This window comes from Nocardia vinacea, assembly GCF_035920345.1.
GTDB lineage: Bacteria > Actinomycetota > Actinomycetes > Mycobacteriales > Mycobacteriaceae > Nocardia > Nocardia vinacea_A.
Window position 1 is genome coordinate 1,489,955 of sequence record NZ_CP109149.1, and the last position, 25,328, is coordinate 1,515,282.

At 64.7% G+C, this 25,328-nt stretch carries 23 protein-coding genes; 5 read left to right on the plus strand and 18 right to left on the minus strand.

The features are described from left to right. Window positions 1–25: 25 nt before the first annotated feature. The 4 genes from OIE68_RS07110 to OIE68_RS07125 all read right to left on the minus strand — a co-directional run bounded on the left by OIE68_RS07110 (window position 26) and on the right by OIE68_RS07125 (window position 3,600). The gene (locus OIE68_RS07110; protein ID WP_327098582.1) at window positions 26–1,177 is read right to left on the minus strand and encodes a thiolase family protein; all 1,152 of its coding nucleotides are present in this window, start codon (window positions 1,175–1,177) and stop codon (window positions 26–28) included. After that, a complete protein-coding gene (locus OIE68_RS07115; RefSeq protein ID WP_327098583.1) occupies window positions 1,174–1,545 on the minus strand; it encodes a Zn-ribbon domain-containing OB-fold protein in 372 nt (123 codons plus the stop codon). The genes OIE68_RS07110 and OIE68_RS07115 overlap by 4 nt, the downstream gene beginning before the upstream one ends. A gap of 38 nt (window positions 1,546–1,583) precedes the next feature. Further along, the gene (locus OIE68_RS07120) at window positions 1,584–2,372 is read right to left on the minus strand and encodes an enoyl-CoA hydratase/isomerase family protein (RefSeq protein WP_040689486.1); all 789 of its coding nucleotides are present in this window, start codon (window positions 2,370–2,372) and stop codon (window positions 1,584–1,586) included. A 94-nt stretch (window positions 2,373–2,466) separates the two neighbouring features. Then, window positions 2,467–3,600 (minus strand): acyl-CoA dehydrogenase family protein, encoded by a 1,134-nt coding sequence (locus tag OIE68_RS07125; protein ID WP_327098584.1) that lies wholly within the window; start codon window positions 3,598–3,600, stop codon window positions 2,467–2,469. A 91-nt stretch (window positions 3,601–3,691) separates the two neighbouring features. Between OIE68_RS07125 and OIE68_RS07130 the strand changes: the two genes are divergently transcribed. Next, window positions 3,692–4,075, plus strand: coding sequence for a nuclear transport factor 2 family protein (locus OIE68_RS07130; RefSeq protein ID WP_327098585.1), 384 nt, complete (start codon window positions 3,692–3,694; stop codon window positions 4,073–4,075). Then, complete coding sequence (locus OIE68_RS07135) at window positions 4,072–4,446, plus strand: hypothetical protein (RefSeq protein WP_327098586.1); 375 nt, start codon at window positions 4,072–4,074, stop codon at window positions 4,444–4,446. The genes OIE68_RS07130 and OIE68_RS07135 overlap by 4 nt, the downstream gene beginning before the upstream one ends. Window positions 4,447–4,623: 177 nt before the next feature. Here OIE68_RS07135 and OIE68_RS07140 read toward each other — a convergent pair whose 3' ends face one another. Beyond that, complete coding sequence (locus tag OIE68_RS07140; RefSeq protein ID WP_327098587.1) at window positions 4,624–5,442, minus strand: class I SAM-dependent methyltransferase; 819 nt, start codon at window positions 5,440–5,442, stop codon at window positions 4,624–4,626. A gap of 694 nt (window positions 5,443–6,136) precedes the next feature. On the opposite strand from OIE68_RS07140, the gene OIE68_RS07145 reads away from it, so the two are divergent. Continuing rightward, window positions 6,137–7,543 (plus strand): selenium-binding protein SBP56-related protein, encoded by a 1,407-nt coding sequence (locus OIE68_RS07145; RefSeq protein ID WP_327098588.1) that lies wholly within the window; start codon window positions 6,137–6,139, stop codon window positions 7,541–7,543. A 230-nt stretch (window positions 7,544–7,773) separates the two neighbouring features. Here the strand turns inward: OIE68_RS07145 and OIE68_RS07150 are convergent, their stop codons facing one another. The 3 genes from OIE68_RS07150 to OIE68_RS07160 all read right to left on the minus strand — a co-directional run bounded on the left by OIE68_RS07150 (window position 7,774) and on the right by OIE68_RS07160 (window position 11,882). Further along, the gene (locus OIE68_RS07150; RefSeq protein WP_327098589.1) at window positions 7,774–8,214 is read right to left on the minus strand and encodes a hypothetical protein; all 441 of its coding nucleotides are present in this window, start codon (window positions 8,212–8,214) and stop codon (window positions 7,774–7,776) included. A 362-nt stretch (window positions 8,215–8,576) separates the two neighbouring features. Beyond that, the gene (locus OIE68_RS07155) at window positions 8,577–10,814 is read right to left on the minus strand and encodes a hypothetical protein (RefSeq protein WP_327098590.1); all 2,238 of its coding nucleotides are present in this window, start codon (window positions 10,812–10,814) and stop codon (window positions 8,577–8,579) included. 624 nt (window positions 10,815–11,438) lie between these two features. After that, entirely contained in the window at window positions 11,439–11,882 is a 444-nt protein-coding gene (locus OIE68_RS07160) for a pyridoxamine 5'-phosphate oxidase (RefSeq protein ID WP_051183095.1), read from the minus strand. A gap of 259 nt (window positions 11,883–12,141) precedes the next feature. On the opposite strand from OIE68_RS07160, the gene OIE68_RS07165 reads away from it, so the two are divergent. Continuing rightward, window positions 12,142–12,522, plus strand: a complete 381-nt coding sequence (locus tag OIE68_RS07165; RefSeq protein WP_327098591.1) for a hypothetical protein — start codon at window positions 12,142–12,144, stop codon at window positions 12,520–12,522. Between the two features lie 526 nt (window positions 12,523–13,048). On the opposite strand, the gene OIE68_RS07170 is transcribed toward OIE68_RS07165, so the two are convergent. Next, entirely contained in the window at window positions 13,049–13,357 is a 309-nt protein-coding gene (locus OIE68_RS07170) for a hypothetical protein (RefSeq protein WP_327098592.1), read from the minus strand. A 529-nt stretch (window positions 13,358–13,886) separates the two neighbouring features. Here OIE68_RS07170 and OIE68_RS07175 point away from each other — a divergent pair. After that, window positions 13,887–14,090 carry a hypothetical protein gene (locus tag OIE68_RS07175; protein WP_327098593.1) on the plus strand — a complete coding sequence of 68 codons (204 nt, stop codon included), beginning with the start codon at window positions 13,887–13,889 and terminating at the stop codon, window positions 14,088–14,090. A gap of 105 nt (window positions 14,091–14,195) precedes the next feature. On the opposite strand, the gene OIE68_RS07180 is transcribed toward OIE68_RS07175, so the two are convergent. The 9 genes from OIE68_RS07180 to OIE68_RS07220 form a co-directional block, all read right to left on the minus strand. Next, entirely contained in the window at window positions 14,196–16,466 is a 2,271-nt protein-coding gene (locus OIE68_RS07180; RefSeq protein WP_419150686.1) for a serine/threonine-protein kinase, read from the minus strand. Window positions 16,467–16,833: 367 nt separating this feature from the next. Beyond that, entirely contained in the window at window positions 16,834–17,427 is a 594-nt protein-coding gene (locus OIE68_RS07185) for a hypothetical protein (protein ID WP_327098595.1), read from the minus strand. A 432-nt stretch (window positions 17,428–17,859) separates the two neighbouring features. Next, entirely contained in the window at window positions 17,860–18,510 is a 651-nt protein-coding gene (locus OIE68_RS07190) for a slipin family protein (protein ID WP_327098596.1), read from the minus strand. A 302-nt stretch (window positions 18,511–18,812) separates the two neighbouring features. Next, window positions 18,813–19,691 (minus strand): membrane protein insertase YidC, encoded by an 879-nt coding sequence (gene yidC / locus OIE68_RS07195; RefSeq protein ID WP_327098597.1) that lies wholly within the window; start codon window positions 19,689–19,691, stop codon window positions 18,813–18,815. A gap of 88 nt (window positions 19,692–19,779) precedes the next feature. Then, window positions 19,780–20,079: a DUF6412 domain-containing protein gene (locus tag OIE68_RS07200; RefSeq protein WP_327098598.1), complete on the minus strand. Its 300-nt coding sequence runs from the start codon at window positions 20,077–20,079 to the stop codon at window positions 19,780–19,782. 16 nt (window positions 20,080–20,095) lie between these two features. Next, the gene (locus tag OIE68_RS07205; RefSeq protein ID WP_327098599.1) at window positions 20,096–20,977 is read right to left on the minus strand and encodes a sterol desaturase family protein; all 882 of its coding nucleotides are present in this window, start codon (window positions 20,975–20,977) and stop codon (window positions 20,096–20,098) included. Between the two features lie 53 nt (window positions 20,978–21,030). After that, window positions 21,031–22,032, minus strand: a complete 1,002-nt coding sequence (locus tag OIE68_RS07210; protein ID WP_327098600.1) for a helix-turn-helix domain-containing protein — start codon at window positions 22,030–22,032, stop codon at window positions 21,031–21,033. A 75-nt stretch (window positions 22,033–22,107) separates the two neighbouring features. Then, window positions 22,108–23,280: a helix-turn-helix domain-containing protein gene (locus OIE68_RS07215; RefSeq protein ID WP_327098601.1), complete on the minus strand. Its 1,173-nt coding sequence runs from the start codon at window positions 23,278–23,280 to the stop codon at window positions 22,108–22,110. A gap of 19 nt (window positions 23,281–23,299) precedes the next feature. Next, window positions 23,300–25,108 carry a long-chain fatty acid--CoA ligase gene (locus OIE68_RS07220; protein WP_327098602.1) on the minus strand — a complete coding sequence of 603 codons (1,809 nt, stop codon included), beginning with the start codon at window positions 25,106–25,108 and terminating at the stop codon, window positions 23,300–23,302. Window positions 25,109–25,328 lie beyond the last annotated feature (220 nt).

Consider the following 25,328-nt stretch of genomic DNA (forward strand, 5'->3'; position numbering starts at 1 on the left):
ATTCACCTCGAAAAGTGTTGTCGTCTCACACCGAAAGCACGGTGCAGGCGCTGATTCCGGGCGCCCCGTACACGTGCGTGAAGCCGACCTGCGGCGCTCCGGGTACCTGTCGATCCCCGGCTTCGCCGCGCAGCTGGGTGACTATCTCGTGCACTTGGCGGAGACCGGATGCGCCGATGGGTTCGCCGTTGGCGATGCACCCACCGTCGGTATTGACCGGCAGTCGCCCGCCGATCTCGGTGTCGCCTGCCGCGATCATCGACTCCTGTTCGCCGTGCTCGCAGAAGCCGCATTCGGCCATATGCATGATTTCGGCACCGCTCTCGGTGTCCTGTAATTGCGCGACATCGACATCGGCGGGGGAGATACCCGCCTGTTCGAAGGCCGCCGCGGCCGCGTCGGCGCTCACGCTGGTCGGTTCGCCCCCGCCTTGCACGGCCGGGCTGAATACTTCGAAAGAGCCGAATCGGCGGGTGCGGTGACTGATCGCGCGCAACCGGACCGGGCGCCCGCCGAGTCGCCGGACCGCGGCCTCGGTGGCGACGATGATGGCGGCTCCGCCCTCGCCCGGGGAGCAGAACATGTATCGCGTCAACGGGTCGTTCACCAAATCGGCGGCGGCGATCTCGTCGGCCGAAATCGCTTGACGTCGCCAGGCATTCGGGTTCAAACTGCCGTTTCGGTACGCCTTTTCGGCAACCTTCGCCAAGGTCGTGCCGGATATACCGTATTCGCGCATGTATCGGCCGATCTTGGCGCCGAAGAATTGCGTGGTGACCATGAGCCCGGCAGTGCCGTATCCCTCGGGCAGTCCCCATTCGGCGGGTGTCGGATCGAAGGCTCCGCGTGGGTGTTTATCGAATCCGACCGCCAGCGCGATTTCGGCGGTTCCCGAACGGACCGCGTTGACCGCCGAGAACAATGCACTGCCACCGGTGGCGCAGCCATTCTTCACATTGCTGAAAGGTATTCCGGTGAAACCGAGTTCGGCGACGAGGGTGTCGGCGAGCCCCGAACCGTCGCTACCGCCGAAGGCGACCTCGATGTCGGGCCAGGTCACCCCGGCATCGTCGAGCGCGGCGACGATCGCGCTGACCGCCATCTGACGGCCGGTGATGCCGGGCTGCCTGCCGAACTTGGACAGCCCGGCTCCGATGATCGAAACTGTTTGTGTCACTGTGCTTCTCTTTGCTGTGGAACGACCCCGAACCGGGGCACCGGTGCGGTGCCGACGAGGTGCACCGGTGCCCGCTCCAACTCGGTGAAGTCCTCGCATTCCAGGATTGCTTGAATGCGAATACCTTCCGGAAGCTCGACATAACCCACCGCGAATGGGGAAAAGCCTTCGGCGGGCGGGATATACGGTGGCGACTTGGGCGGGAACCGTTGCACGGTGTAGGCCCACACCACTCCCCGCGTGCTCAACTCCATTGCGACGGCTGTCGGCTGGACGCATCGTGCGCACATGGTGGTTGCCGGATATGCGACCGTATCGCAGGCCGTGCACCGGCTACCTTCTAGCACCGACGTTGCGTGCTCGCCCATGTCGATCTCCTCTTCGAGTCGAATGCCGGCGGCCTTGGTCAGCGACCGACCCACTTCGGTTCGCGCTTCTCGAGGAATGCGTTCACGCCCTCGCGTGCGTCCTCGGACTGCAGGGCATTGCCCACCGCGAGATGCTCCATCACCATGAGCGATTGGATGTCCGCATCCAGACCGCGGTCGATGGTCATCTTCGTGAGCTTCATGGTGAACGGGCTCTTGTCGACGATCGGTGCGATGAACTCGGCGACCAGGTCGTCGAGCTTGTCCGCGGGCGCGGCGGCGTTGATCAGATCGAAGTCCACGGCTTGCTTGCCGGACAGCAGCTTTCCGGTCAGCATCAGTTCCTTGGTCTTGCGGATACCGATCATGCGGGGCAACCGGTAGATCGGACCCGCGCCACCGAAAAGCGCACGGCGAATGTGGAAGTCACCGATCAGCGCGTCCTCGGATGCGACAGCGAAGTCGCAGGAGATCATCAGCTCGAATCCGCCGGCCGTCACATGCCCCTCGAGGACCGCCAGGGACGGCGTATTCATCGAGTACAGGCGGTCGCACACCTTGGCCGAGAGCACCGCGACATCCATCGCGTTGGTGCTGCCGACGTAGTTGGCGAGCAGTTCGTCCAGGTCGAAGCCCGAGCAGAACGTATTGCCGCGGCCACGGAGCACGAGGATCTTGAGCTCCGGGTCCTTATCGACCTCGACGATGATTTCGTCGAGTCGGTGCAGAAGTTCGACGGTGACGGCGTTCTTCTTGTGCGGGCGGTTGAGCCACACGCGTGCGACGTCACCGTCCTTCTCCAACACGATGTGGTCGGTGTCCACCATCTCGAACCTCTTTCTTGAACATGAACTGGATTCAATTCAGTTTTACCTAGCCAACCGCTCCGCGTCAACAGGGGCGCCGGCGCCGTTCGCTGCTTCAGATACCGATGAGGGTGGCGATCCGCGCTCGGTGCGCACGTGAATCACCCTGTAGCGCTTCGTTTCCCATTGCCCTGCGGAAGTAGGAGTGAGCGGGGTGTTCCCAGGTGAAACCGACGCCACCGTGCAACTGGATCGCTTCTGCTGCCGCGTGCACTGCCGCATCGGTACATACGGCGCCAGCGACCGCCACGGCCAACGAGGCCGATCCCGGGTCCTGTGCATAAATCGCCGCCGCATAGCGGGAGGCCGATCGAGCACGTTCGAGAGTGACCAGCAGATCGGCCAGTCGATGTTTGACGGCCTGGAACGAGCCGATGGGGCGACCGAACTGGTGTCGAGTCCGCGCGTACTCCACGGTCATCTCGAGCAGGCGGTCGACAATGCCGGTGTTCTCGCATGCCAGCGCCAGCGTTGCCAGCTCGCCCAGCCGCGCGGCGGTCGCCGCGGTGGCATCGACGTCGGTGAGCGCGTTCGCCGGACTCCGATCGAAGGTGAGATCTGCGCGACGGCGCGTGGGGTCGAGTACTCGACGCTCGGTCCGGGCGAGCGGTGCGCCCGGTTGAGTGGCGAATAGGCGGCGGCCGTCCGGGCATTGCGCCGAAACGACGGCCACATCGGCGTTGCCGCCGCCTACCAGGTGGGTCGCCGTACCGTGCAACAGCCACCCTGCCCGCGTCGGCTCCGCATGCACGTGGTCGGTGCCGGCAGACAAGGCGCTGACCGTCGCAAGCAGGCTTCCGTCCAGAACTCCGGCGAGCACGTCCCCGTCCTGGCTGGGATCCGCCGACAGCAGTGCGTGGACACCGAGGACTGCCGAGGTGTACACCGGCTCGCATGCGAGCGCGCGACCGCATTCCTCGAGCATGATCCCCAGCTCGACCATGCTGTAGCCGAGGCCGCCACGGTCTTCGGGGACCGTCAATGTGGTCACCGACATGTCATCGACGAGCGTTTTCCACAGCTGTGGCGAATAGCCGAGGCCGGCGGAGACGGTTCGCACCTGCTCGATACCGCTGTGTTCGGCGAGTAAGCCGCGGATGGCCGCGCGCAGATCCGACTGCTCCGGTCCGGGTGTCAGTGCAGGTGGGTCCGTGCGGGGCCATGGCACTTCTGTCGCGAGTGAGGACATCTAACCTACCTAAATTGAGTTCAGTTTGATGGTTTGAGAGTATCGCGCCGAAGTCTGGACAAGAAGAGAGATACTGAACTAAGTTCATTTCATGAGTTTGGCCATCGAGGGCTACTACGCAACCTTGGACAGCGGGCGATTGGACGACGCGGTGGCGTTACTCGCTGAAGACGTCCAGTTCGCGATGCTGTTGCCCACCGGAGTGAACCTCGGCCACGGCCGCGCGGCCATGCTCGATTACCTGCAGGGCCGGCCGAAGGTGAATCGCAAGCACCGGCTGTTGCGGGTGGCCGCCGACAATGGTGTGGAGTTCGCGTACGGCGCCGTCACCGAGAACGGCGTGACGACAACCGGTTACTTCGTCGGCGCGACGCATATCGATGCCGACGGGCTGATCGATCGCTACCAGGTGTCATTCAGCGCCGAATTCGCGCTGATACCAACATATTTCGATGTCGATGGAGTGGTCGGATGACGATTGCGGCGCCACCGGTGCTGGCCCGGTGGTTCGAATACATGGATTCGGACGACCCCGACCGCGTGCTGGGCATGATCTCGGGCGACTTCGCGATGTCGGTGCAGTTCTCCAAAGGTGCCGGGCTGTCCGCCGAATTCGTGGGGGACCGCGAGGGGTTGGTCGGCTATTTGGCGCAGCGCGAGAAGAGCACGCTGGTCCATCACATCGACACCGGTGCGGTGGTGGGTGATTACGAGTTGGTACTCGGTCGGACAACCCGAGGCGGCGCGTTCGAGGCTTCCTTCAACGCCACCGCACAGCTCGATGCGGACGGCAAGGTGCGGCGCCTTCTCATCGCTCGTACCCCCGAACTGTCCTTTGCGCGCTGAGTTCGTCCCGGAACGGTGAACCGCCAAGTCGCTTCGTCGCGGTGATGCGAAGGAATGCCCGCGCCCCGGAACCCGAGGTCGAATCGTCTGCTCGGTTTCTGCTGCGGCGCCGTGCGCCGGCTCTCCCATCGGCCACCGTGTCTTTGCCGACGGTCCGGCCAATGTCATATGACCAGGTCAGGCCGATCGGCGTGCGGTGACCAAGAGGTACTCCCATTCCATCCGCCCGTTGCCCAGGTCGTGTTGGGAAGCGAGATCCGCGAGTTCCCGGTCCAACCGCGCGATCCGGTCGGGTTCCGCGGCAATGGCCTTGTACACGGCGACCGTCGGTCCGTAGTAGGCCTTGAAGAAGTCGCGGAACTCGGCGCCGTCGGCGAAACGATCGATGACCGCGTTTTCGCGTCGCAGCTCCAGGTCGGCGACGCGATCGCCCAAGAGCGACCGGATATGCGTCTCGTCGCCCCACATCGGTGGCGGCAGCGCACCGGGCGGGGGCGGCGGAGCGAACGGTTTCATCGTGGCGAACATCTGCCCGATGAATCCGGTGGGTGTCCAGTTGATCAGCCCGATCGTGCCGCCCGGTTTGGTGACGCGCGTCAATTCGTCAGCGGCCGCCCGGTGGAACGGCGCGAACATGACGCCCACGCACGAGATCACGGCGTCGAACTCGGCATCGGCGTAGGGCAATGCCTCGGCGTCGGCTTCCTGCCACTGCAGGTCGACGCCCCGAGCGGCGGCGATACGGCGGCCCGCGTCGAACAGTTCCGGCGTGAGGTCGCTCGCAACGACGTCCGCACCGGTCTCCGCGGCCGGGATCGCTGCATTTCCGGATCCGGCCGCAATGTCCAGCACGCGCTGACCCGGGCCGATACGGCAGACCTCGACGAGACGCCGACCCAGCCCAGGGATGACTTCGGTGGCGACGGCCGGGTAGTCGCCCAGTGCCCACATTGCGCGCTGCCGCATCTTGAGATCAGCGGGGCCGGATTCGGTCATCTGATGCTCCCTCTGTAGTCGGGCCGGCGGACGCTGCCGAACCTGATCGATTCAGGACGAGTCGCGAAGTGAAATGTTGTGCAGGACAAGTGCGGCCGAACGGTGGGCGTGGTGCGCCCGGAACGCCACCATGGGCGTGGCTGCCGCGGGCTGACACGACCGCCATTTCGGCCTGTGCAGGCCCGGCGCCGCGCTGCCGTGCAGCGGGTTCTGCTCATGCTCTTTCGATGCGGTACCGCAATCGCCAGTCGCCGAGGTCCTCGGGCTCGATAGGGTCAGCACCCGGTCCGATCGAACCCAACCATTCTGTCGGCGAGCCGGTGAAAACGCGCCGCTACGGTCGCAGCTTGTCGTCGGGATCGAATGTGTCCATCTCGATACCGGTGAACTCCATCGCGATATCATTCTCCACGAATCGCGCATCTTCGCGAAGAATTCGGTTTGTCGTTCTTTTCTTGCTGTTCGACTCCCGTCGCCTACTCGCCCTTCCGTCTTCCCGGAATACGACTGCGCCCTACCGCACGCTCTGCCCCGCACTGGCGGTAGCTGGTGGATCTATGTCGAAAGGCCGAGACTGGTTACTGTCCGCCCGCGCCATTACGGCACGCGACTACACGGGTCGCGCCCACCTCGGAACCCGCCGGATCGGGCGAGGTGCGTGGGTCTCCGCCCATCGACATGAAGGAGGCTGGAAATGAATCACTCAGACATGGACCCGACCTTCTATCGGAGCGCAGCGGAGGCGGCGGCCGCGCCACCGGAGCGGCTCGCATACGTCGTTGCGTTCGACCGCGCGGCAGAGAAGCCGGATGCGCTGTCAGTAGTCGATGTGGATCCGGGCTCGGCCACCTACGGCCGGGTGGTGGGCTGGACCGAGGTGCCCCACCTGGGCAACGAGCTGCACCATTTCGGCTGGAACGCCTGCAGCAGCGCGCTGAAGCACGAGGGCCACCACATTGAGGGGCTGGCTCGGCGGTACCTGATCGTGCCGGGTCTGCGCTCGTCGCGTCTGTATGTGTTCGATACCCAGCCCGACCCACACCAGCCCACCCTGTCCAAGATCGTGGACAGCTCCGAGCTCGCGGCCAGGGCCGGCTACTCCCGTCCGCACACGCTGCACTGCGGGCCGGACGGTGTGTTCATGACCTGCCTTGGCGGGGCAGACGGATCGGACGGACCGGGCGGGATCGCGCTGCTCGATCACGGCACGTTCGATGTGCTGCGGCAATGGGAGACCGACCGTGGGCCGCAATACCTTGCGTATGACGCCTGGTGGCATCTCAACCAGAACACGCTGATCAGCAGCGAGTGGGGCACCCCGTCCATGATCGAGGACGGGCTGAAGCCGGAGCTGCTGCTGGCCAACAAGTACGGCCACGCGATCCACTTCTGGGACCTCACCGCCGGTCGGCACCAGCAGCGGATCGATCTCGGCGAGCAGTACCAGATGCCACTCGAGCTGCGCCCTTCGCACGATCCGGACGCCGCTTGGGGGTTCGTCGGCGTGGTGATCTCGACCGAGGATTTGTCGGCCTCCGTGTGGCGTTGGCACCGCGATGGTGGGGTGTGGGCGGTCGACAAGGTGATCACCATCCCGGCCGAGCCGGCTGATCCCGACCTGCTGCCGCCGGCACTGAAACCGTTCGGCGCGGTGCCGCCGCTGGTCAGCGACATCGACCTGTCGGTCGACGACGCATACCTCTACGTCTCGTGCTGGGGTACCGGGGAGCTGAAGCAGTTCGACGTGCGCGATCCGGTGAACCCGAAACAGACCGGGTCGGTCCGGCTCGGCGGGATCGTGGGCCGCACCGCCCACCCGGCCGCGCCGAACCAGCCGCTCGCCGGCGGCCCCCAGATGGTCGAGATCAGCCGTAACGGTCGGCGGGTCTATCTCACCAACTCGCTCTATAGCACGTGGGACGACCAGTTCTACCCGGATGGGGTTGGCGCCTGGATGGCGGTGATGAACACCGATCCCGACGGCGGAATGACCATCGAGGAGTCGTTCTTCCCACACGACGAGGACTTTCGAGGTCTGCGGGTGCACCAGGTGCGCCTACAGGGCGGCGACGCCTCCTCCGACTCCTACTGCTACCGGTAGTCGGGTCGAGTGGGGACCACTGGATCTCGACCGCGTACGCGCGGTCGGCGAAGAGTCGGTATACGTCCGGAAACTGATCGCCGACGTATCACACGAACGGTCGTGGCCGAAGTCGACCCACGACCGCCCGTGGTCGTTGTCCGGAGGAGGAACTGATCACCGCCCGGTTCACTACGAACATGGCTGATAGGTGCGGCCGGCCTGCGGTACGGCGGTTGTTTCGATCGGGGTTATGCGGCGTCGCGATGTGGACGTTCGAGTGTGTTCCGCGCGCGTTCCAGCACCTGTCGCGGCTCGAAGTGGTCGGCCTGCCACGAGTCGGTGCCGATGCCCACCTTGCCGCGCCAGGCCCGCACGATCTTGGCGTGCACCGGCCATCGCACGAATCGGCGCATGTCCTGTTCCGATTCCCACACCGTGATGGATCCGCCGCGTTGCTCGGTGGGCCTGCCCCACAGCCACAGACCCACCGCGCCCTGCATGACCGGCCAGGTGTTCCCCAGCTCGAGCCCGATCTCGTAGATGCTGCGGACTTCCTCCTCGGACCGGGCCAGGAAGTCGGTCACGCTGACGAACACACGCCCGGAAACGTCCTGGCGCGGACCGGGTTTCCACGGCATGAGCACGATGCTGTCCATGAACGGCTGTTCGGGAATCTCAATAGTACGCACCTGCATATAGTACGCATACGCGTACGAATATTGGAAGAGTGTGGTTCGAACTCGGCTGATCCGCGCAGAAGAGTGGAATCAAGGCAGCGCCCGATCCGTGTACGGGAAGCCGGCTCGGGCGGGCCGGGGCTGATGTCGCCCTGACTGGTCCGATTCGGGTGACCGATCCCAATCGAGCCGAGCCTGAGCGCAAATGATCGAAAGCCGTTGCGGTGCAACGGTCTTTGCAAGCGACGATCGACTATGGAGCCATCGGGAAACGTCCAGTTGACGGCAGGGGCCCGCCCCCCGGCCGAATAGGCTGGGAAGCGCCCTGGGCTTTTCCAGCGTGCGGGCGCTTCCCGGTATTTCCTGGCGGCGGGTCAGAGATCCATGAGATCAGCTGCGAGACTGGACAATTCGTTCTTGTAGGTCGTGGCAAGTCCGACCAGTGAGTGGGCTTGGGCCTCCTGTGCTTTGACCATGGTTTCGAGAACCATCACCCTTCGTCGAAGTTTCGCGATGATCCTCGCCTGATCGCTGATGATCGCTGCATGATCGCTGATTCTCGCCGCTGCACCCTCACCGGCGGAAGCCGGTTTCTCGGTGGCCAGGACGACTGAACTCGAATAGGTCACCAGGTCCTCTGCTCCGACCGCCACCAACCCCACTTCCTCTTCGGACTCGACGCCTGTCTCGTCGTCGATCGCTGCCGCATCTTCGGCTACGTCACTCTCTATGGGACTGCCCTCGTCCTCAAGGTCTTGCTCGACCTCACTAGCGGTTTCGCCCTCGGCTACCTCCTCACGTTCCGTAACCGCGGCTTCTGCTTCGGTCTCCGGGTTTGTTGTGTCGGTAACCGCGGCTTCTGCTTCGGCTTCCGGGTTTGTTGTATCCGCAACCGCGATCTCTGCCTCGGCCTCCGGGTCTGCTGTGTCCGCAACAACCGCGACCTCCGGTCCGGCCTCCGGCTCTGCTGTCTCCGCAACCGCAGGCACTTCCTCGGCTACCGCATGTACTTCGGCAGCCACTTCCACCTCGGGGGACTGGGCCACGCCCTCTTCTTCAGCTACCTCGATGTCACCCACCTCGGCCACCGTCTCGTCCTCAGTTGGCGCCTCGATTTCAGCAGCTACCACCTCGGCGGAGGCTTCGGTCTCGACATCCTCCTCATCGTCAGCCGCTGCGTATTCCTCGTCCGCTTCGACACCCACCGCGGCAGATTCCGCCGCGGCTTCGGCCTCCGCTGGTGGCTCACCCTCGATTACGACCTGTCCCTGTTCAACCGGTTCGAAGACCCCCGCACCCTCGGCAACGGGTGGCTCCGCCGCAGCTCCCTCGGCCGCCAGCTCTGTCACGCCGGACGCTTCCGCCTCGGGGGCGGTGGCCGCATGTTCTTCGTCGACTGCTTCGCCCACAACGGCTTCAGCCTCAGCCACCTCCTCGCCGTGTGCGGGTGACTCGCTTTCAGTGGCCACCTCGTCCGCAGCGACCTGCTCCGCTTCGGCCTCCGCCTCCTCCGCAACGGTCGGTTCAGCCTCGGCGACTACCGCATCGCCGTCTTCTGCGGCGACGTCCACCTCGGCCGGTGTTTCGGTCCTGACGTCCGCACCGCCTTCAGCTACCGCTACCTCACCCGAGGCACTGACCATCTCCTCCTCGGCCACCGTCACCCCACTTTCGCCGGTGTCGGCGTCCTCCGTGATCTCGACTGTGGCTTCGGCCTCCACTGCCGGTTCGGCTTCCGGCACTTCACCTTCGGCGACTGCTTCGGCCTCAGTCGCAGCAACGGCAGCGGTCTCCGCCACCGACTCCGCACCTTCGGCCGATCCTTCAGCGTCAGGTTGGGTCTCGCCAGCTTCGCTTTCGGCAGCAATTTCGTCTTCGGCGTCCACCTCGTCCGGTTCCTCGGCCGCATCCGCGACTTCGACTTGTGGCACTTCGTTTTCGCCTGCTGTTTCGGCTTCGGTCTCGGCGGCTACAGCATCGGCCTCCGCGACCGGCGCCGCCGCTGCGGCCTCAGCGTCAGGTCGAGCCTCGGCGGTGGCTTCGGCAGCGGTCGCCTCCGTCTCCTCGACCGTGTCGGCAACCCCGGCTCCGGCCTCGACTGTCGAGTCGGATTGCGGCACTTCATCTTCGGCTGTGGGCGCGTCTTCGGCGGCTGCCTCCCCCTCGACTGCCGCAGCTTCGGCGACCGCCTCACCCTCAGCAACCGGATCGCTCTCGGCGGCGGAGGATTCACTGGCGTCGGGTGCCTCAGCTACGTGTTCGGCCTGAGCGTCGGCGACGGCCTCACCCTCGGCCACCACCACTTCACTCTCAGCAAAAGCGGATTCGGCCTGCGGCGCTTCGATACCCTCTGTTGCCGCTGCGGGCTCCCACTCGGTCGCCACATCGTGCTCAGCCACCGATACCGTAATCTCCTGGGCTGCTTCAGCTTCAGCAACCGCCGTTTCGCTCTCAGCGAGCGCGGTTTCGCCCGCTGCGGCCGGCACTTCGACCTCGGCCGCGGTGGCCGTCTCCGGCTCGGTCACCGCCACCTCGCCGTCGGTAGCTGTCGTCTCCTCCTCGGCGGCGGCCGCGTTGTCGGTGGTCTGCGCCAGGTCGTTGGTAGTTGTCATAATTGTCTGCCCTTTCGAACACTGCGATAGTTCCCCGGCTCGAGCCTCCGGGGGCCTACAGCGTCGCACGGGATCGAGGTTGCTGCGTCCGAATCCGGCGGTGCTGGTTTGCAATTCAGCAGAAGTACGCAGTTGACACCGATCTGTAACCCGAAATGCCGGTGACGTCGTGCCGGCTTGTTCCGAGCGGCTGCACCCTGTGACGCGACTACATACGCACGACTCAGGTAAACCGATGATGCTGACATGTTGCTGTGGCAGGGCGAAATTCGGTCGGCGCGAACTGCCGCACCCGGTCGTGGTCAACCCTGCAAGCCGCGAGCAGCAGCGCCGTCGCTCGGCCCATTCCGCTGCCGGCGACTCCGGGAATGTATTGGGGGGACTCATGTTCACAGGACGCACACTGTCTAATCAGGGTGATCCATCCCGCCAAGGGTGTGCTCCTGGCATGGGCGGGTATGGACAGCGCGAACAATCTGAACGCGCGCTACATCGGCGTCAACGTCCCGCCCGGTGGGGCAACCTTCAGCGATCGGCTCATCGGCGCCCGAACCTGTTCACCCGCGGCGGCCGCTACGTGGCGGGCCGAGGCGGCAGCGGATAGCCGCTTGTCCTTTCGCCGCCTCAGCCGTTGCCGTAGACGCGATCCGGGACGACGAGAACGACTGCGCGGCGCTCGGCAGCCATGACCCGGTCATATTCGTCCCAGTCGTCGTGCGTGCCACCCGCCGCTGTGAAAACCTCACGCAGCAACTGCCGCAACCGTTCGGCGTCGATGTCCGGCACCGGGTCGTCGGGACCCACGATCCACACCGATCCCTCAACGGCCGCCCACGCCCACCCGACACGGACGACAACCGTCATCCGCGCCCGAACACGGAGATTGTCCAATTTGCGCGTACCACCGCGGACCACCATGCCCACCACGGGCTCGCCGGTCTGCGGGTGCGCCAACACACCTGCGTTGACGAGCGAGGACTGAACAGTGCCATCGGCCCGCGAGGTCGAGACGACACAAAGGCCATGATCGCCGGCGATCAGCCGAGCAAAGTCCGCGATATCACCCACGGCCGAAGTCTACGGACCGCGGGCGGCCATGCGGGCCTGATGCCGAATCCGTGCAACCCCATTACGTCTTCCAGGTCTATCGCCGGGCTGGGCAAAAGCTACCGGGCAGGTCTCCGACCGCCGCCGGGGCGGTACCGCCAGCCGATCCAGCGGGACGAGTTCGTCGCATCGCGCCGGGATCATTGCCGGACGTGGCGAAGTCGGAATTACGCGAGGACACTGAAGGCGTAGCGCCGAATTCGACTCCAGGAGCAATGTGATGGCATCCGAAAGGCCTTTTGGGATCGATCCGGAAGAATTCGAACGCGCGTTGCGGGAGGCGGGGATCGAATTCCGTGATCTGCTCGGAAAAGCCGGTGAGTACATCGATCGCACAACCGTGAGTACGCTGGCGTCGTTGCTGGGTCAGTTTGTTCAGCCGGAGCGCACGCGGCCACCGAAACCGGAGGGCGAGACCACCGGCGAGACCGGCAGTGGAGTGTGGGTCATCTACAGCATCGATGATGCCGGCGAGGCCAGGGTCGAGCAGGTTTTTCCGAGCGAGCTCGAGGCCTTGCGTGCGCATCGCGACAATACCGACGAACGCCGTCGCGTGCGGTTCCTGCCTTACGGTGTCCCCGCAACCGCGCTGGGTACCTAAGTGCGGAGCCCTGATTGGATGGCAGCGCAATAGGCGAGCAGCCGTGTCAGCGACGCCATGTACTTCGCCGGCGGATATCGCGGTAGTTAGGACCATAAGCCCGGCAGGCTCGCACGGACGTTGCTCCAGTGGGGAATTCAGGCCTCGGCGCTTGGCTGGATGAGGACCGCGAGAGCGGCTTGCTGAAAGAGACCGCTCACGTACATGGATTCGGCGGACCGGTCCGCCATGACTCGATCGCGGACCGGTCCGCCATGACTCGATCGCGGACCGGACGCGGCCAACCCCGCAGGCGGTCGGGGCGGCAGGTGCCGCCCGGACGCACAGCGCGGAGAGCTATCTCGTTGGCGGGCAAACGGAATCGTCAGAATTCACCAGCCGCAGCTACTCGACACGGCGAATGAACGGTTTGATTCTGGCAAATTCACTGCAATGGCGCGCGCTCGCCGATGTTCAGCGTAGCGGCACAAAAGAAATCCAGCCCCGAGAGGCGATACGGACGAAGTGGTGATCTACCGAGACCGAGTCAGGAGGCGGGCTTGGGCTGGGTCAGGTCCCGGACACCGGTGATCGAATCGATGATGTTGAGGATCGCGGAGGTGCCGCCGTCGAGGGCCGAGCTGCCGGAGTCGAGCATGGCGGAGCCGGAGGACGATCCGGCCGAACCCGAGGAAGAGCCGCCGTCGGCCGAACCCGAGCCCGCGGAGCCGGTGGCGGCGGAGTTGGCGACGGGGGTAGCGGCGGGGTTTGCGGCGGAGGCCACTGCGACCGGGCCGAAGAACAGGGCGGCGGCAGAGACGGTGGCGGCGGCGGCGAAGACCTTGCGAGAGACCATGTACAGAGCTTCCTTTCACAGATGGATAACGACGCCATCACGTCGCACACCACAAATGTTATGAAGAAGAGATCTGCAAATCCACTTTTCTTATTGTGCGAATAATCACGGTTAACAATTGGCAAACAGTATATTTTGCCGAGGTGACGCAATTTGATCTTAATCCCGCACTTGAATTCGATGATCAAATTCTGTTGATTCTTCGACGGTGCCGCGTATTGGCGTGCGGCGGACCCGATCTCGTAGCGGACCTTCGATCCCGGCACCGCGCGACCTCGAGCCGAAGACGCGCTCGGGGCCCGCTCGTATGACGGCGTTACCAGGCGAGGTGTCGCGCTGCGCGACGGCGCGACACACTCGGGACCAGGTCCGTCCTGGCAGTTTCTCCCATGCCGTGCTATAGGACTGCCGGCGTCGGCGGCCCGGCACGCTCGCCCGCACGACCACACCGAAGCGCTTCACTGCGCCGTCGCGCTGGCACTGGGTTGTTGCGCCGGTGCCCGGTTTGACACGGCATCTGGCTGCGACGGTGAGCAGAATGCCATGCTGCGGCACATTCGCGCGCTGTCCGATCCGGCCCCACCGACACCAGGGGCTCAGTGTCGACTTCGCCCAGCGCCACGGGCACCATTACGGCGCGATCCTGATCGATATCCAGACCTGGCGGCTGGTCGACGTGCTCGCTGACCGAATCGCCGAGACACTGGCCGACCGGCTGGCGAACCCACCCTGAGTGGAGATCGGCGATCAGTGGACACCTCGACTGAGCAGACGCGACATCGACGCGCACGCCACGTTCGCCGTCGCGATCGGCGACTCCGGCGCGGTCGTGGAATCGTCAGCGCTGGTTCTGCCGCGAGCTGCCGGACAGGGTGCGTTGGAATGCTTGCAGGTCATCCTCGAGTTTTCGGTGCAGCCAATAGTTGCCGATGAAGCCGAAGACGCCTGCGATGGCGAGCCAGCGGATCGAATCGGTGACCAGGGCGGCCTCTTCCGGTTTCAGGAACATCAGACCGTGGATAACGCCGATCAATGGAATCGATGCGGCGACTGCGAGGTAGCGGGTGCTGCGGCGGCTGAGGGCGCGGAGGTTGTCGTGGTCCTCGGGTGTGGTGCCGTGGAGGAGAAGGCGGGGGTAGATGACGCGGACGACGAACAGGGTGACAAGAAAGAACGGGTAGGCGACGGCGATGGCGCCGCAGACGAGCAGTGAGGCGGACAAGTGCACCACCTGGCCGAGGGGCAGGTCGGTGTCGCTGTGCAGTGCCAGCGCGGTCACGATCGCGCCGACGCTCCATCCGGCGAATGCGACCCAGGCGACTCGGTCACCGACCGACAGGGTGTCTCTTCGTGCCAGCGCCAGCATCTCAGGGGTGAACATCCGGCCTTTTCTCAGTCCGCGCCACACCACCAGAAAAACCCTGCGGCACAGATAGTTCGTCACGATGAGGACCAGCAGGGGGATGATCAGCTCGAGCACCGGGTTGATGGCCCGCAAGGACTGTCGCTGGTCGTCCGGAATCCACGCCTCGATCAAGGCTCTGTTGTGCACGTTTCCGTACAGCACGCCGAGGAAGCCTCCGGTCGTGCTGGCCAGGGTGACGATCGCCCCCAGCGACCAGGGGCCGACTTTCGAACGCAGACTGCTTCCTTGCGGGTCCACGAGATCGCGGGCGCGACGGTCCAGGCACAGCTCGAACTGCTGTGCCAACTCGGCGCCGCTCGACCAGCGGTTGTCCCGCTGTGGCGCAAGGCATTTCAACAACACCCGGCGCAGGGTCGGCGGGCAGTCCGGCGGCAGCTCGGACAGGTACCGTGGTTCGATGTCTTGCTGCCGCAGCTCCAGCATGCGCGCCAGCGAGGTTTCGGATTCACCTGCCAGTGGTTCGTCGTCGAAGGGCCTGCGGCCGGTCAGCAGTTCCCACAGCATGACGCCGAGCGCGTAGATATCGCTGCGCAGATCCAGATCTTCGGCGGTGGTCGGCAGCTCCGGATGGCAGGCGGCGAGTTGTTCGGGGGACATGTAGGCCAGCGACCCACCGAAGTACGCCATCGGATTGGCCCCGGCCACGTGGTTGCTGAAGCTGACATTGAAGTCGGCGAGCTTCGGAATGCCTTCCGCGGTCAGCAGCACATTGGCGGGTTTGATATCGCGATGCAACACCCCGCTGCGCGCGGCGTAGTCGAGTGCTTCGGCGAGCCGGCTGCCGAGCCACGCCACCGTTTCCGGCCAGGAATATCCGGTGATATCGCCGCGGATACCGGTCTCACTCGGGACGATGCCGCCCCGATCCTGAATGGCCTGATCGACGGCGTCGAGCAGCAGGGCGCCGCTGCGGAGGTCCGGTGATCGGGCACGCACCAGATTCAGCACCCCGAGCAGCGTGCCGCCAGGAAGGTACTGCATGTACATCAATTTGAGCTCGCCGTTCTCGATCAGCCGATGATCGAAGACCCGCACGATGTACTCGTGATCCAGCTGCGCCAGCGTCTCCGGCTCGGTGCCGCGGTTGTACGAGATCTTTACCGCGACCAGCCGTTGCATCGACCGTTGCCGCGCCAGGAATACCCGCGCGAAGGCGCCGCTGCCCAGTCCGACGAGCAGGTCGAAATCGTCCACACTCGCACCGGCGCTGATCCCGTTGAGCGCTTCCAGAGACCGTGGCGGGGCGATCAGCGTGCTGCGGTAGTTGATATCGGACAAGGTCGACGCAGTGGTAGCCACTTCGGTCGGCTGCGTGCCGGGATCCTGGTCGCGGCCGGACCGGCGCCGCACATGGAATTCCTCGTAGGCCAGATCGGGTGGCGTCGGCCCGGTGCTCAGTTCGGCGTATTCGGCGCAGTACTGGGCGAGCCGCTTCGGATGGTCGTAGCGCAGCCACCGGTACTCCAGATCGACCTTGATCAGCTCGATCAGGCACATCCGCCGCAATCCGGGCGCATCCGGCAGATACTCCGCGAGGTCCGGCGGCGCACCGGTCTCATCCCAGGTGTCGGCGAACCGCCTGACAACCGATGCCAGCAAGGTGCGAGTTCGATGGACAGTATCCGACTCATTCGTCGTCGGTTCCAACTCCGCTCCGATCCTCCGATCATTCCCAGAAGGCATCTCCAAGATGCAGTCTGTCATGGCGGCGAGGCCGCGAACAGGGATTTCCTGCCGAATCAGAGCACGCGGCGGGTCTGGACAGCCGGGACGCCGGGCGGTATGTGTCGCGCCCGGCGCCCATGCCGACGGCCGCTTGAAAGATGGTCACTGCGGCAAGGGCGATCGAGGCCCGTCTCTGCGCAGTTCGCCGGGCGGCATCAGGTCGCGGGCGTTGAGTATGCCGACGTGCATGCCGAGTTCCGTTACAGCGGTGGTGATTTCGGTTCTTCGGCTGCAGCGACTACTGATCGTGGAGTGATGTCGGTCTTGTACCCGGACTAGGTCCGGTCCCCGGAATCGGATCTCGCTTCGGAGGGTTGGCCGTTCCTCACCGGTTTACGACGCTTTTGGCGCCCACCATGCCTACCAAGCTGAGGATCGGGAGCCCGATCACCAAATGTTCGATCGCGGTGGAGATACCCACCCAGAGGTGGCTCGATAGTGCGAGCGGAATGATCACCGCCGCGGCGGTGAGGATTCCTACGATCCAGTTGAAGAACAACTCCGGTGACGGAGTGCCCAGGCGCAGCAGATACCAGAGCACGCCGGCCAGCAGTGTGCAGATGAAGGCCACGGCCCCGAACCAGTACGCGTCCTGGGCCATCGGGTTCCACACCCCGAAACTGCTGTTCTCGGTCACCCGGGTGGCGATGATCTCGATAATCCAGGCGCACAGCCAAGCCGCGAGCGTGGTCACCACCGCCGCCGCGAACACGCCACCAACGAACATACCGATGTTGACGTCCGGCCCCTGCTGTGGTCGAGACCGCCGGTCCGGATAATCGGACTGCTGATACGTGCTGTATCCGTGGTCTTGGCTGTATCCGTGATCCTGGCTATACGCGGGGTCACGGTAGTTCCCCGGGTGATAACCGGCTTCGTAATGTGCGGTGTGTTGGTCGCGCGGATCCCTGGGGTTCAACCGCCGATCACCTCCGTCGAGAGCATCCATAGTGCGTCGAGTGTAGGGCGGCCGGGAACAGGCTGCTGCCCGCTTGTCTATTCCGGCGCTCCGTTTGCGTAATTTGACCCGATCGGAACACAAACGGGCGCTTGCTGATTCTTCATGTCGCTGATGTCCTGATCTTGGGCTGATGGCCGTCCGGTCCCTGCACCTGGATGGTCTGCGGATCGAGAGTGCGCATCCGGCTGGCCCACGGTGCGGATCGAGACCGGGGCCCACCCAGTGCGAGACGCAGGGTTTCGAATCGGGAGCGACGAGCGTCGGTGCCTAGCAATTCGATTCGCTGAAACGGCCGTCGGAATTCGCGGTCCCTTTCAAATGCGGTCGGACTGCGCCTGACGTCGCCCAACGCTGAAACCCCTTGTCCGCGCGTGGACAAGGGGTTTCAGTTCATGCGCGCTCGCGCGGGTCGAGCACGACCTGCGTGCCCGGGGTGGTTGCGACCTGCAGCGTGCGCAGCCGCAGCAGTGTCGGGTGTTCCTCGAGCAGTCGCGCGGTATTGGCCAATGACCGTAGTGCTGCCGCTTCGGCGCGCGCTCGTTCGAGCTCGGCCCGGCCGCGTTCCTTGGCGAGCACGGTTTCCAGTGCGGCCTTGCGGAGTTCGCCGGGCAGCATCAGGTCGCGGGCGTTGAGTGCGTCGATGCGCATGCCGAGTCCTGCTACTGCCGTGGTGATTTCGGTGAAGTCCCCGACGAGCAGCGTGCGGTCGGTGACGAGTTCGTCGAGGGAATGGCTTGCCACGGCCCGGCGGGCGGCATCTTGCACCGCCGCGTACAGCATGCTTTCCGGGTACTGCGCACCGGTGGTGAATGCCTCCGGATCGGTGACCTGCCAGGTCAGTGCATAGCTGACCCGCAGCGACAGTCCGTCGCTGGTGAGCAGTTCCTGGCCGCTGACGTTCAGCAGCCGGGGCCGCATGTCGACGACGATCAGCGTGCAGCGCTTGGCGTCGTAGCGGTGGCGTCCTGGCTCGAGTACTCGCTCGAGTGTGCCATCGCGGTACAGCAGTGTTCGCTGCCACTCCATAACCGTCGTGTACATGTTTCACTCCTCCCATGCCGTGTGTCGTTGGCTGCCTTGTTATTTCGGATGTCACCCGGTTCCGGTCACGGGTTCGCGGCGGGGGCGTCCCGCGGACGTAGCCGCGGCGCCCGCAGAGCCGTTTGCCGTATCCGATCGGAACCGGGTGGCATCGCAGTGGGAATCGAACCCATCCAGGCTTGGAGCCCTTCGCCAGGTGCGAGACCGAGCCCGACACGGGGAACGCGGTGCGGAGATTCCGCTGCGCCCCTTGACTCGACCTGGAACAACCATAGGGTTCGCGGCGGGGGAGGGCGAATGATTTATCGCCGCTTCGGTTTCACGCCGGGTTTGGGTGCGGCATTCGCCAGGGTCGCGGCGACACGCTTTGCCTCGGCAGCTGTTTCGGCATCGAGGCGGCGGTAGACGAAATGCTGTTGTGCGAGCGTCCAGGCATTGTTCGTGACGAAGTACAGCAGGATCGCCACCGGCAGCAATGCGCCGCCGAGAATCGCGGCCGCCGGGAAGACCCACAGGCTGAGCGTGCGCATGAAGGGCAACTGCGTCGCCCCGGTCTGCCGATTCATTGACACGCGCGCAGTGAAATGCGTTGCGACAGAGGCGATCAGCATGAGCGGAAAGGCCACGAGCGCCATGGTCGACAGCAGTTCGCCCGCACCGGCGAGTGTTGCCGACAGCGGTGCGCCGAACAGATGGGCATGCAGGAACGACTGCACATCACCCGGGCCGAAGAGATAATTCGCGGTCGCGGCATTCTGTTCGGCCGTCATTGTCGCGGTGCGCCCGAAAGGTAGATAGTCGAAGGTCCCGGTGCGGTCGAACGAACGCAGCACATGGAATAGGCCGATGAATACGAAGACCTGGGCGATCATCGGAATCAGACTCGCGAGGAGATTGACGCCGTTGTCCTTGTACAACTGCTGGATTTCGGTATTCCTGCGGACCGGATCGTCTTTGTATTTCTGCTGAATGGCTTTGACGCGTGGTTGCAGCCGCTGCACAGCGGCCTGGGTGCGCGCTTGTTTCAGGAATGGCAGGAATAGTGCGGCGCGGAGGGTGATCACGAGAAATATAACCGCGAGTACCCACGCGAGTCCGCTTACGGGACCCAGGACGGTGGCGAAGGCGGTGTGCCACAACCAGAGAATGGCGGACACCGGGTAATAGATGAAGTCGAGCATGAGAGCACCTGACTGTGGGAACGTGCGTATGCGCACGTCGATGGGAATGGTCAGCCGAATCGCCTGGGGACCAGGCGGCGAGTGATCGCTAAGCGGTGACCGAACCAGGTGCTCGCGGGCGCGGACGTCCAGCGGTATCCGGATTGCTTTGACGCAGGAAGGAACCCCGGCGGCGACGCTGCGCCGAGGGCGGCGGACCCGAGTGGGCTAGCGCCATCGGGATACGTCGGGTGCTCTGCAGGGCGAGCAGCGTCAAGGTCAGCGACGCGGCGATGACACCGAAGACGGCCAGTGCCGCCGATTCATTCGACGGTGCCGCGGCCAGGGCGAGCGCGGGTACGACGAGTGCGAAGACCGCAAACGCCATGAGGTGTACCCGCGAGAACATGCCAAGAGCTTACCGACTACATTGCACAGCCGCCGGCCGGTGTGAACGGGTAGACGAACTGGTCGACATAGCCGGTCGGGTAGTCGGGTTTCGCCGCCATACCGAGATCGTCGGTGCCGAAGCGTCGTGCCGGATCGTAGGAGTAGGTGCGGAACAGGTGATCCCAGATCAGGGTGAACAGGCCGAAATTGACGTCGCCGATACCAGCGAACTTCAGATGATGGAAGCGATGGCCCTCGTTCAACGCCAGCAGATATTTGGCGGGTCCGATCCGGTAGTCGGCATCGGAGTGTTGCAGCAGCAGCTGGATGGCGACCGAGAGAGCAAGGGCGGCAGCGACATTCGATGGCAGGCCGATCAGGATGAGCGGGGCGACACCGGCGGCCATCTCCACGGTCTGGTGCAGTGGATGTTTCATCAAACCATTGAGGCCGTAGAAGCGTTTGACGCTGTGGTGCACGGCGTGGAAGCGCCACAGAAGTCCGATTTTGTGACTGGCCAGATGCACCGTGGTGATGCCGAGATCGGCGACCAGGATGGCGAGGAGAACCTGGCACAGGAACGGCCACGAGGTCGGCCAGCTGTCCGGCGCAGGCACGATGGCCGCCAGCAGTGGAATCGCCGCGACGCTCAGCAGGATGAGCATTTCGTTGACGAAGGCGTGGATGCGATCGCGCAGGGTGTCATCGAGATCGTGATTCCAGTCGGCCTCGTACGGAATCAGCCGCTCCACCAGAAATGAGGTGACGATCGCGACCACCAGTACGAGCAACAGCCAAAACTTCGGCGCACCAAAGGAACTAAGCGTGATACCGACGCCGTTGAGGCCGATCAGCATGAAGGGCACATAACCGTAGCGTGCGAGACGCTGTGCGGGCGTGCGGGTAATGGTGGTCATAGGGGCAAGCCTGGTCGGCTGTGCCCGGAATGACTTGAACGATTCGGCTGAACCTAGGGGGCGTCGCCGAGATCCCAATCGACGCGTCGGTTCAGGGCCGAGGGCGGCAGTCCGAAGGTGCGGCGGCAGGTGCGGGTCAGGTGGGAGCTATCGGCGAAACCAGCGGCGTGGGCGGCGGCGGTGAGATCGTCGCCGGAGCGGACACGGGTGATCGCCACATGTAGTCGGAGCCAGAGAATGTAGGGCCGCAGTGGAATTCCGACTTGTTCGGTGAACAGATGGGTGAGTCGGGTTGCGGAAATGCCGACCCGCCGCGCGACATCCGCGCCGCGGATCGGTCCGTCGCCGACGATGGAAGGCAGCAGTCGCAGCACCTCGGTCACTGCCTCGTGGCGCTCCGCCTCGATGCTGTGCGAATTGTCGCGTTCGAGATCATCGACGACTTCGGCGACCAGTTCGGCGAGTGTTTCCCGCTCCGGATCGATGGGCAGGGAGTGTTCACAATCGGCCCACCCGTGGGTGTGGGCTCTGCGGTCGGCGGCCGCGCCCGCGACGGACTCCGGATCGAGATAGATCGCGGTGCCGCGCTCGGCCCCGGTGGCGATGCGATGCGGTGCGTCGGCGGGCACGATGACATGTGTGCCGCGATGCCGAATGCCGCTCGCGTCCACCACGACCACCGGCGTACATGCGGCGACCACTTGGACGGCGTGATGGGCGTGCAATGCGGTGGGGCCGATGCTGCCGCCGAAGGCGAGCACGCCGGCGCGCAGCAATGCGGTACCCTCCCAACGCAATTCACCGGGCGGCCCGGAGACATAGTGCACGGATCGGGGCGAGGTGGATGCCCCGTCGGTAACCAGAGCCTTCATCATCGGATGCTCCCGGGTGACTGCGAATCCCGAATCGGATCCCTCACGGAGACTATCCGGCCGCACGGCTGCTGTCAGGGTAACGGCGACGCGATCGAGGAACTCGGTGATCAAGGGGCGGGCGATCGGGGCGTCCGGGAATCGGGTGCGCAGCGCGAAACCGTCGATGCACCTGGAATTCATGTCAAGTCAACGACAGGGCGGCACTACCGGCAATCCGCAAGCTGCGGCGGGTGGTGTTTGTCAGAGTGCCCGAACTCAGGGAGCGAAGGCAGCGGATTCGAGGCGGCGGGCCAGTCGGGCCGCGGATAGGGTCATGGCGTCGGCGGGGCGGTGCGGGTCGAGGCCGGTGAGTTCATGCACGCGGGACAGGCGGTAGGTGACCGTATTCCGGTGCACGCTGAGCTGACGCGCCGTCGCCAACTGGTTGAAACTGCTGTCGACGAATACTTCGAGGGTTTCCGCCAGCATCGGCTGGGTGTCGAGTGGTGCAAGCACCGACGCCAGCCCGGGCCGTGCCGCATCACTGACCGCCACTGTGTATTCGAACTGCAAATCCGTTCTACGGCAGAGTATTTCGCGACGTGTCAGGCACCGTCCCAGTTCGGCCAGCACCCGCGCCTCGGCAAAGATCGTCGGGATCTCCGCCCTGCTCGCCGCCGCACCGACACCGACCCAGTAGGGCGGCGCTTGATCGGGCTGATGTGCAGGTAGTCGCGCAGTGAGACCGGTGATCGCGGCGGTGCCGTCATCACCGGGTTGCACTGGGATCAACGCGGTCCACCCGCCCGTGTCCAGCCGCAGGAAGACGCCCGGAATCGCCTCGACCCGGTGCCGCAGCGCCGAAGCGTGCGCGCCGCGGGTGCCGCAGAGGCGGAATACCGCGACGAGGAAGTCGTCCGCGACCGGAATGACCGGATCATTGGCCCACTCCACCGGATCGCGCCCGGTGAGCAGGGCGTCGGCGATACCTCGGCGACGCTCCAACAGTTCCCAGCGCGGATCGTGCGAGCGCTGTGTGGCCGCGCCCGCGATGCGTGTCATGACCAGCGTGATGTACTTCAGCAGCACCAGCGAGGCGTCGAGCAGCAGTTCCTGCTCGGCGGGGTTGGCCGCTTCGCGCAGCCGGTCCCAGATGAAGGCCGAGCCGAGCCGATATCGGTCCAGCACCTCGGTTAGTGGCGTGCCGTCGCGGAGCCGGTCCATGGCCAGCTCGACGAGCTCCCTGGTGTCCTCCTCGGAGGGGTCGGTGCCGCGACGCAGATAATCGAAGAACAAGTCGACATTGAGTTTCGTGCCGCGCGCGAAATCGCGCTCGACCAGTGACTGCGGTATCCGCGGGTACGGTGGCAGGCTCCCGTAGAACCCGTCGACCAGCGATGCGGCTCTTCGGTGCAGATCGTCGACGACCCGGGTCCGCGTTGGCGTCATTGAACTTCTCCGTCCCGCACTACGAGTACAAGCTCTCGATCGTGTCGGTGTAGCGGGCGGCTATCGGGGTGCGCTTGAGTTTGCCGGTCGCCGTCAGAACATCGCTTCCGGGCTGCCACACCTCGGGTAGCACGATGTACTTCTTGATCTGCTCCACCCGGGAGAGTTTGCCATTGGCGGCGGCCACACCTTGCTCGATTGCGGCCAAGACCTCCGGATTCTCCGCCAATTCGGCGACGGTGGTCGCGGTGAGCCGGTTGCGCTGGGCGAAAGCCAGCGCCAAGTCGGGGTCGAGGCAGATCAGCGCGGTGTTGTAGGGCCGCTGCTCACCGATCACCACTACGGTGCCCGCGAGTGGGCAGTTCTCGGTGATCGTGTTCTCGATATTGGCCGGGGACATATTCTTCCCGGCCGCATTGATGATGAGTTCCTTCTTCCGGTCGATGATCGAGAGGTAGCCGTCGGCATCGATCGACCCGATATCGCCGGTGTGCAGCCAGCCGTCGGCATCGATGGTCTCCGCGGTTTTCTCCGGATCGTTGCGGTAGCCGCGCATGACCATTTTGCCGCGGATCAGTACTTCGCCGTCGTGGCCGAGCTTCACCTCCGCCCCTGGTAGTGGTGTGCCGACGGTACCGATTCTGACGCGCCCCGGACCGTTGAGCGTCGCGCCCGCAGTGCATTCGGTCATGCCGTACCCCTCGCACAACGGCAGACCGAGCCCGAGGAAGAATTCGTGCACCTCGGGCGGGATGGCCACCGAACCGGTGACCGCGGCTCGCACCTGATCCAGGCCGAGCCGGGTGCGAATCGATGCGAGCACCAGACGATCGGCCAGGGCGTACCGGAATTTGTCCAGCGGGCCGAACGCTCGGCCGTCGGAGCCGGCTCGGGCGCGGGCGCGGCCGGTGCGCACCGCTGATCGGACCAGGGCGCGCTTGATCGGATTCGGTTCGGTGGCGAAGCGTTCCTCCATCGCGCCCTTCACTTTCACCCAGATCCGGGGAACACCGAGGAAGACGGTCGGATGCACTTCGGCCAGCGCCTCGGCGACCTTCTTCAGATCCGCGACGGTGGTGATCTCACCACCCTCCAACATGGTGAGATAGTGCGCGAACCAGCGGTTGGCGGTATGTGCGTCCGGCAGGTACGAAATCACTCGATCGTGGCCGCTGCCACCGCCGAATGTCTCGATGACGCGGGCGTTTTCGATGAAGTTGGTGTGAGTGAGTTCTACGCCCTTCGGCGGTCCGGTGGTACCGGAGGTGTAGACGATGGTCAGCAGGTCCTCGGATTTCACACTGCGCCAGGTGGTTTCGAAATCGAAGTCTTCCGCCTCGGCCGCTTCCACTGTCGACAGTGCGATCGTACCCGCCGGTGCTTCATCGACGCAGATAACGTGCTCGACGTGATTACCTTGGGCCGCCGCCTTTTTCATGGCCTCGAGGATCTGCGGCGCAAACTGGCGCTCGCAGATAACGATCTTGTTGCCCGCATTGCCGAACTGGTAGGCGAGCAGATCGGCGGGGTTGGTGTTGTAGACCGAGAACGGGGTGCCGCCCGCGTGCAGCACGGCTGTATCGCAGAGGTGGAATTCGGGTCGGTTGGTCATCATCAACGCCACCGTGTCGCCGGGGCGCAGACCGACGGCGGCCAGGCCGGTCGCGATGGCGCGCACCCGGTCGGCGTACTCCCGCCAGGTGATCGCCACCGCGCCGCCCATTGTGCGCAGCGCGACCATGTCCGGATACTTCGCGGCGTTCGCTTGAAAAGCCGCACACAGCGTGTCCGGACGGGCTGGGCCCGCCGGGACTGTCGATGAAACCAAGACCCAACCTTCTACTCGATGGTGTCGAGGTCACACCGCTGCGCAGGCGACCTCGTCGTCACCTATCAGCACAACGCATCGACGAACCGTGGCGCTAGCGACAAACGAGCAGACTGTAAGGCCTCACCTTGTGCACATGACCAAAGATCGCGGGCCGGTAGGTCGATAACGCCACGGGCTGACGCGCTGGATCACGTCAGCTATGACAAATCGACACGCC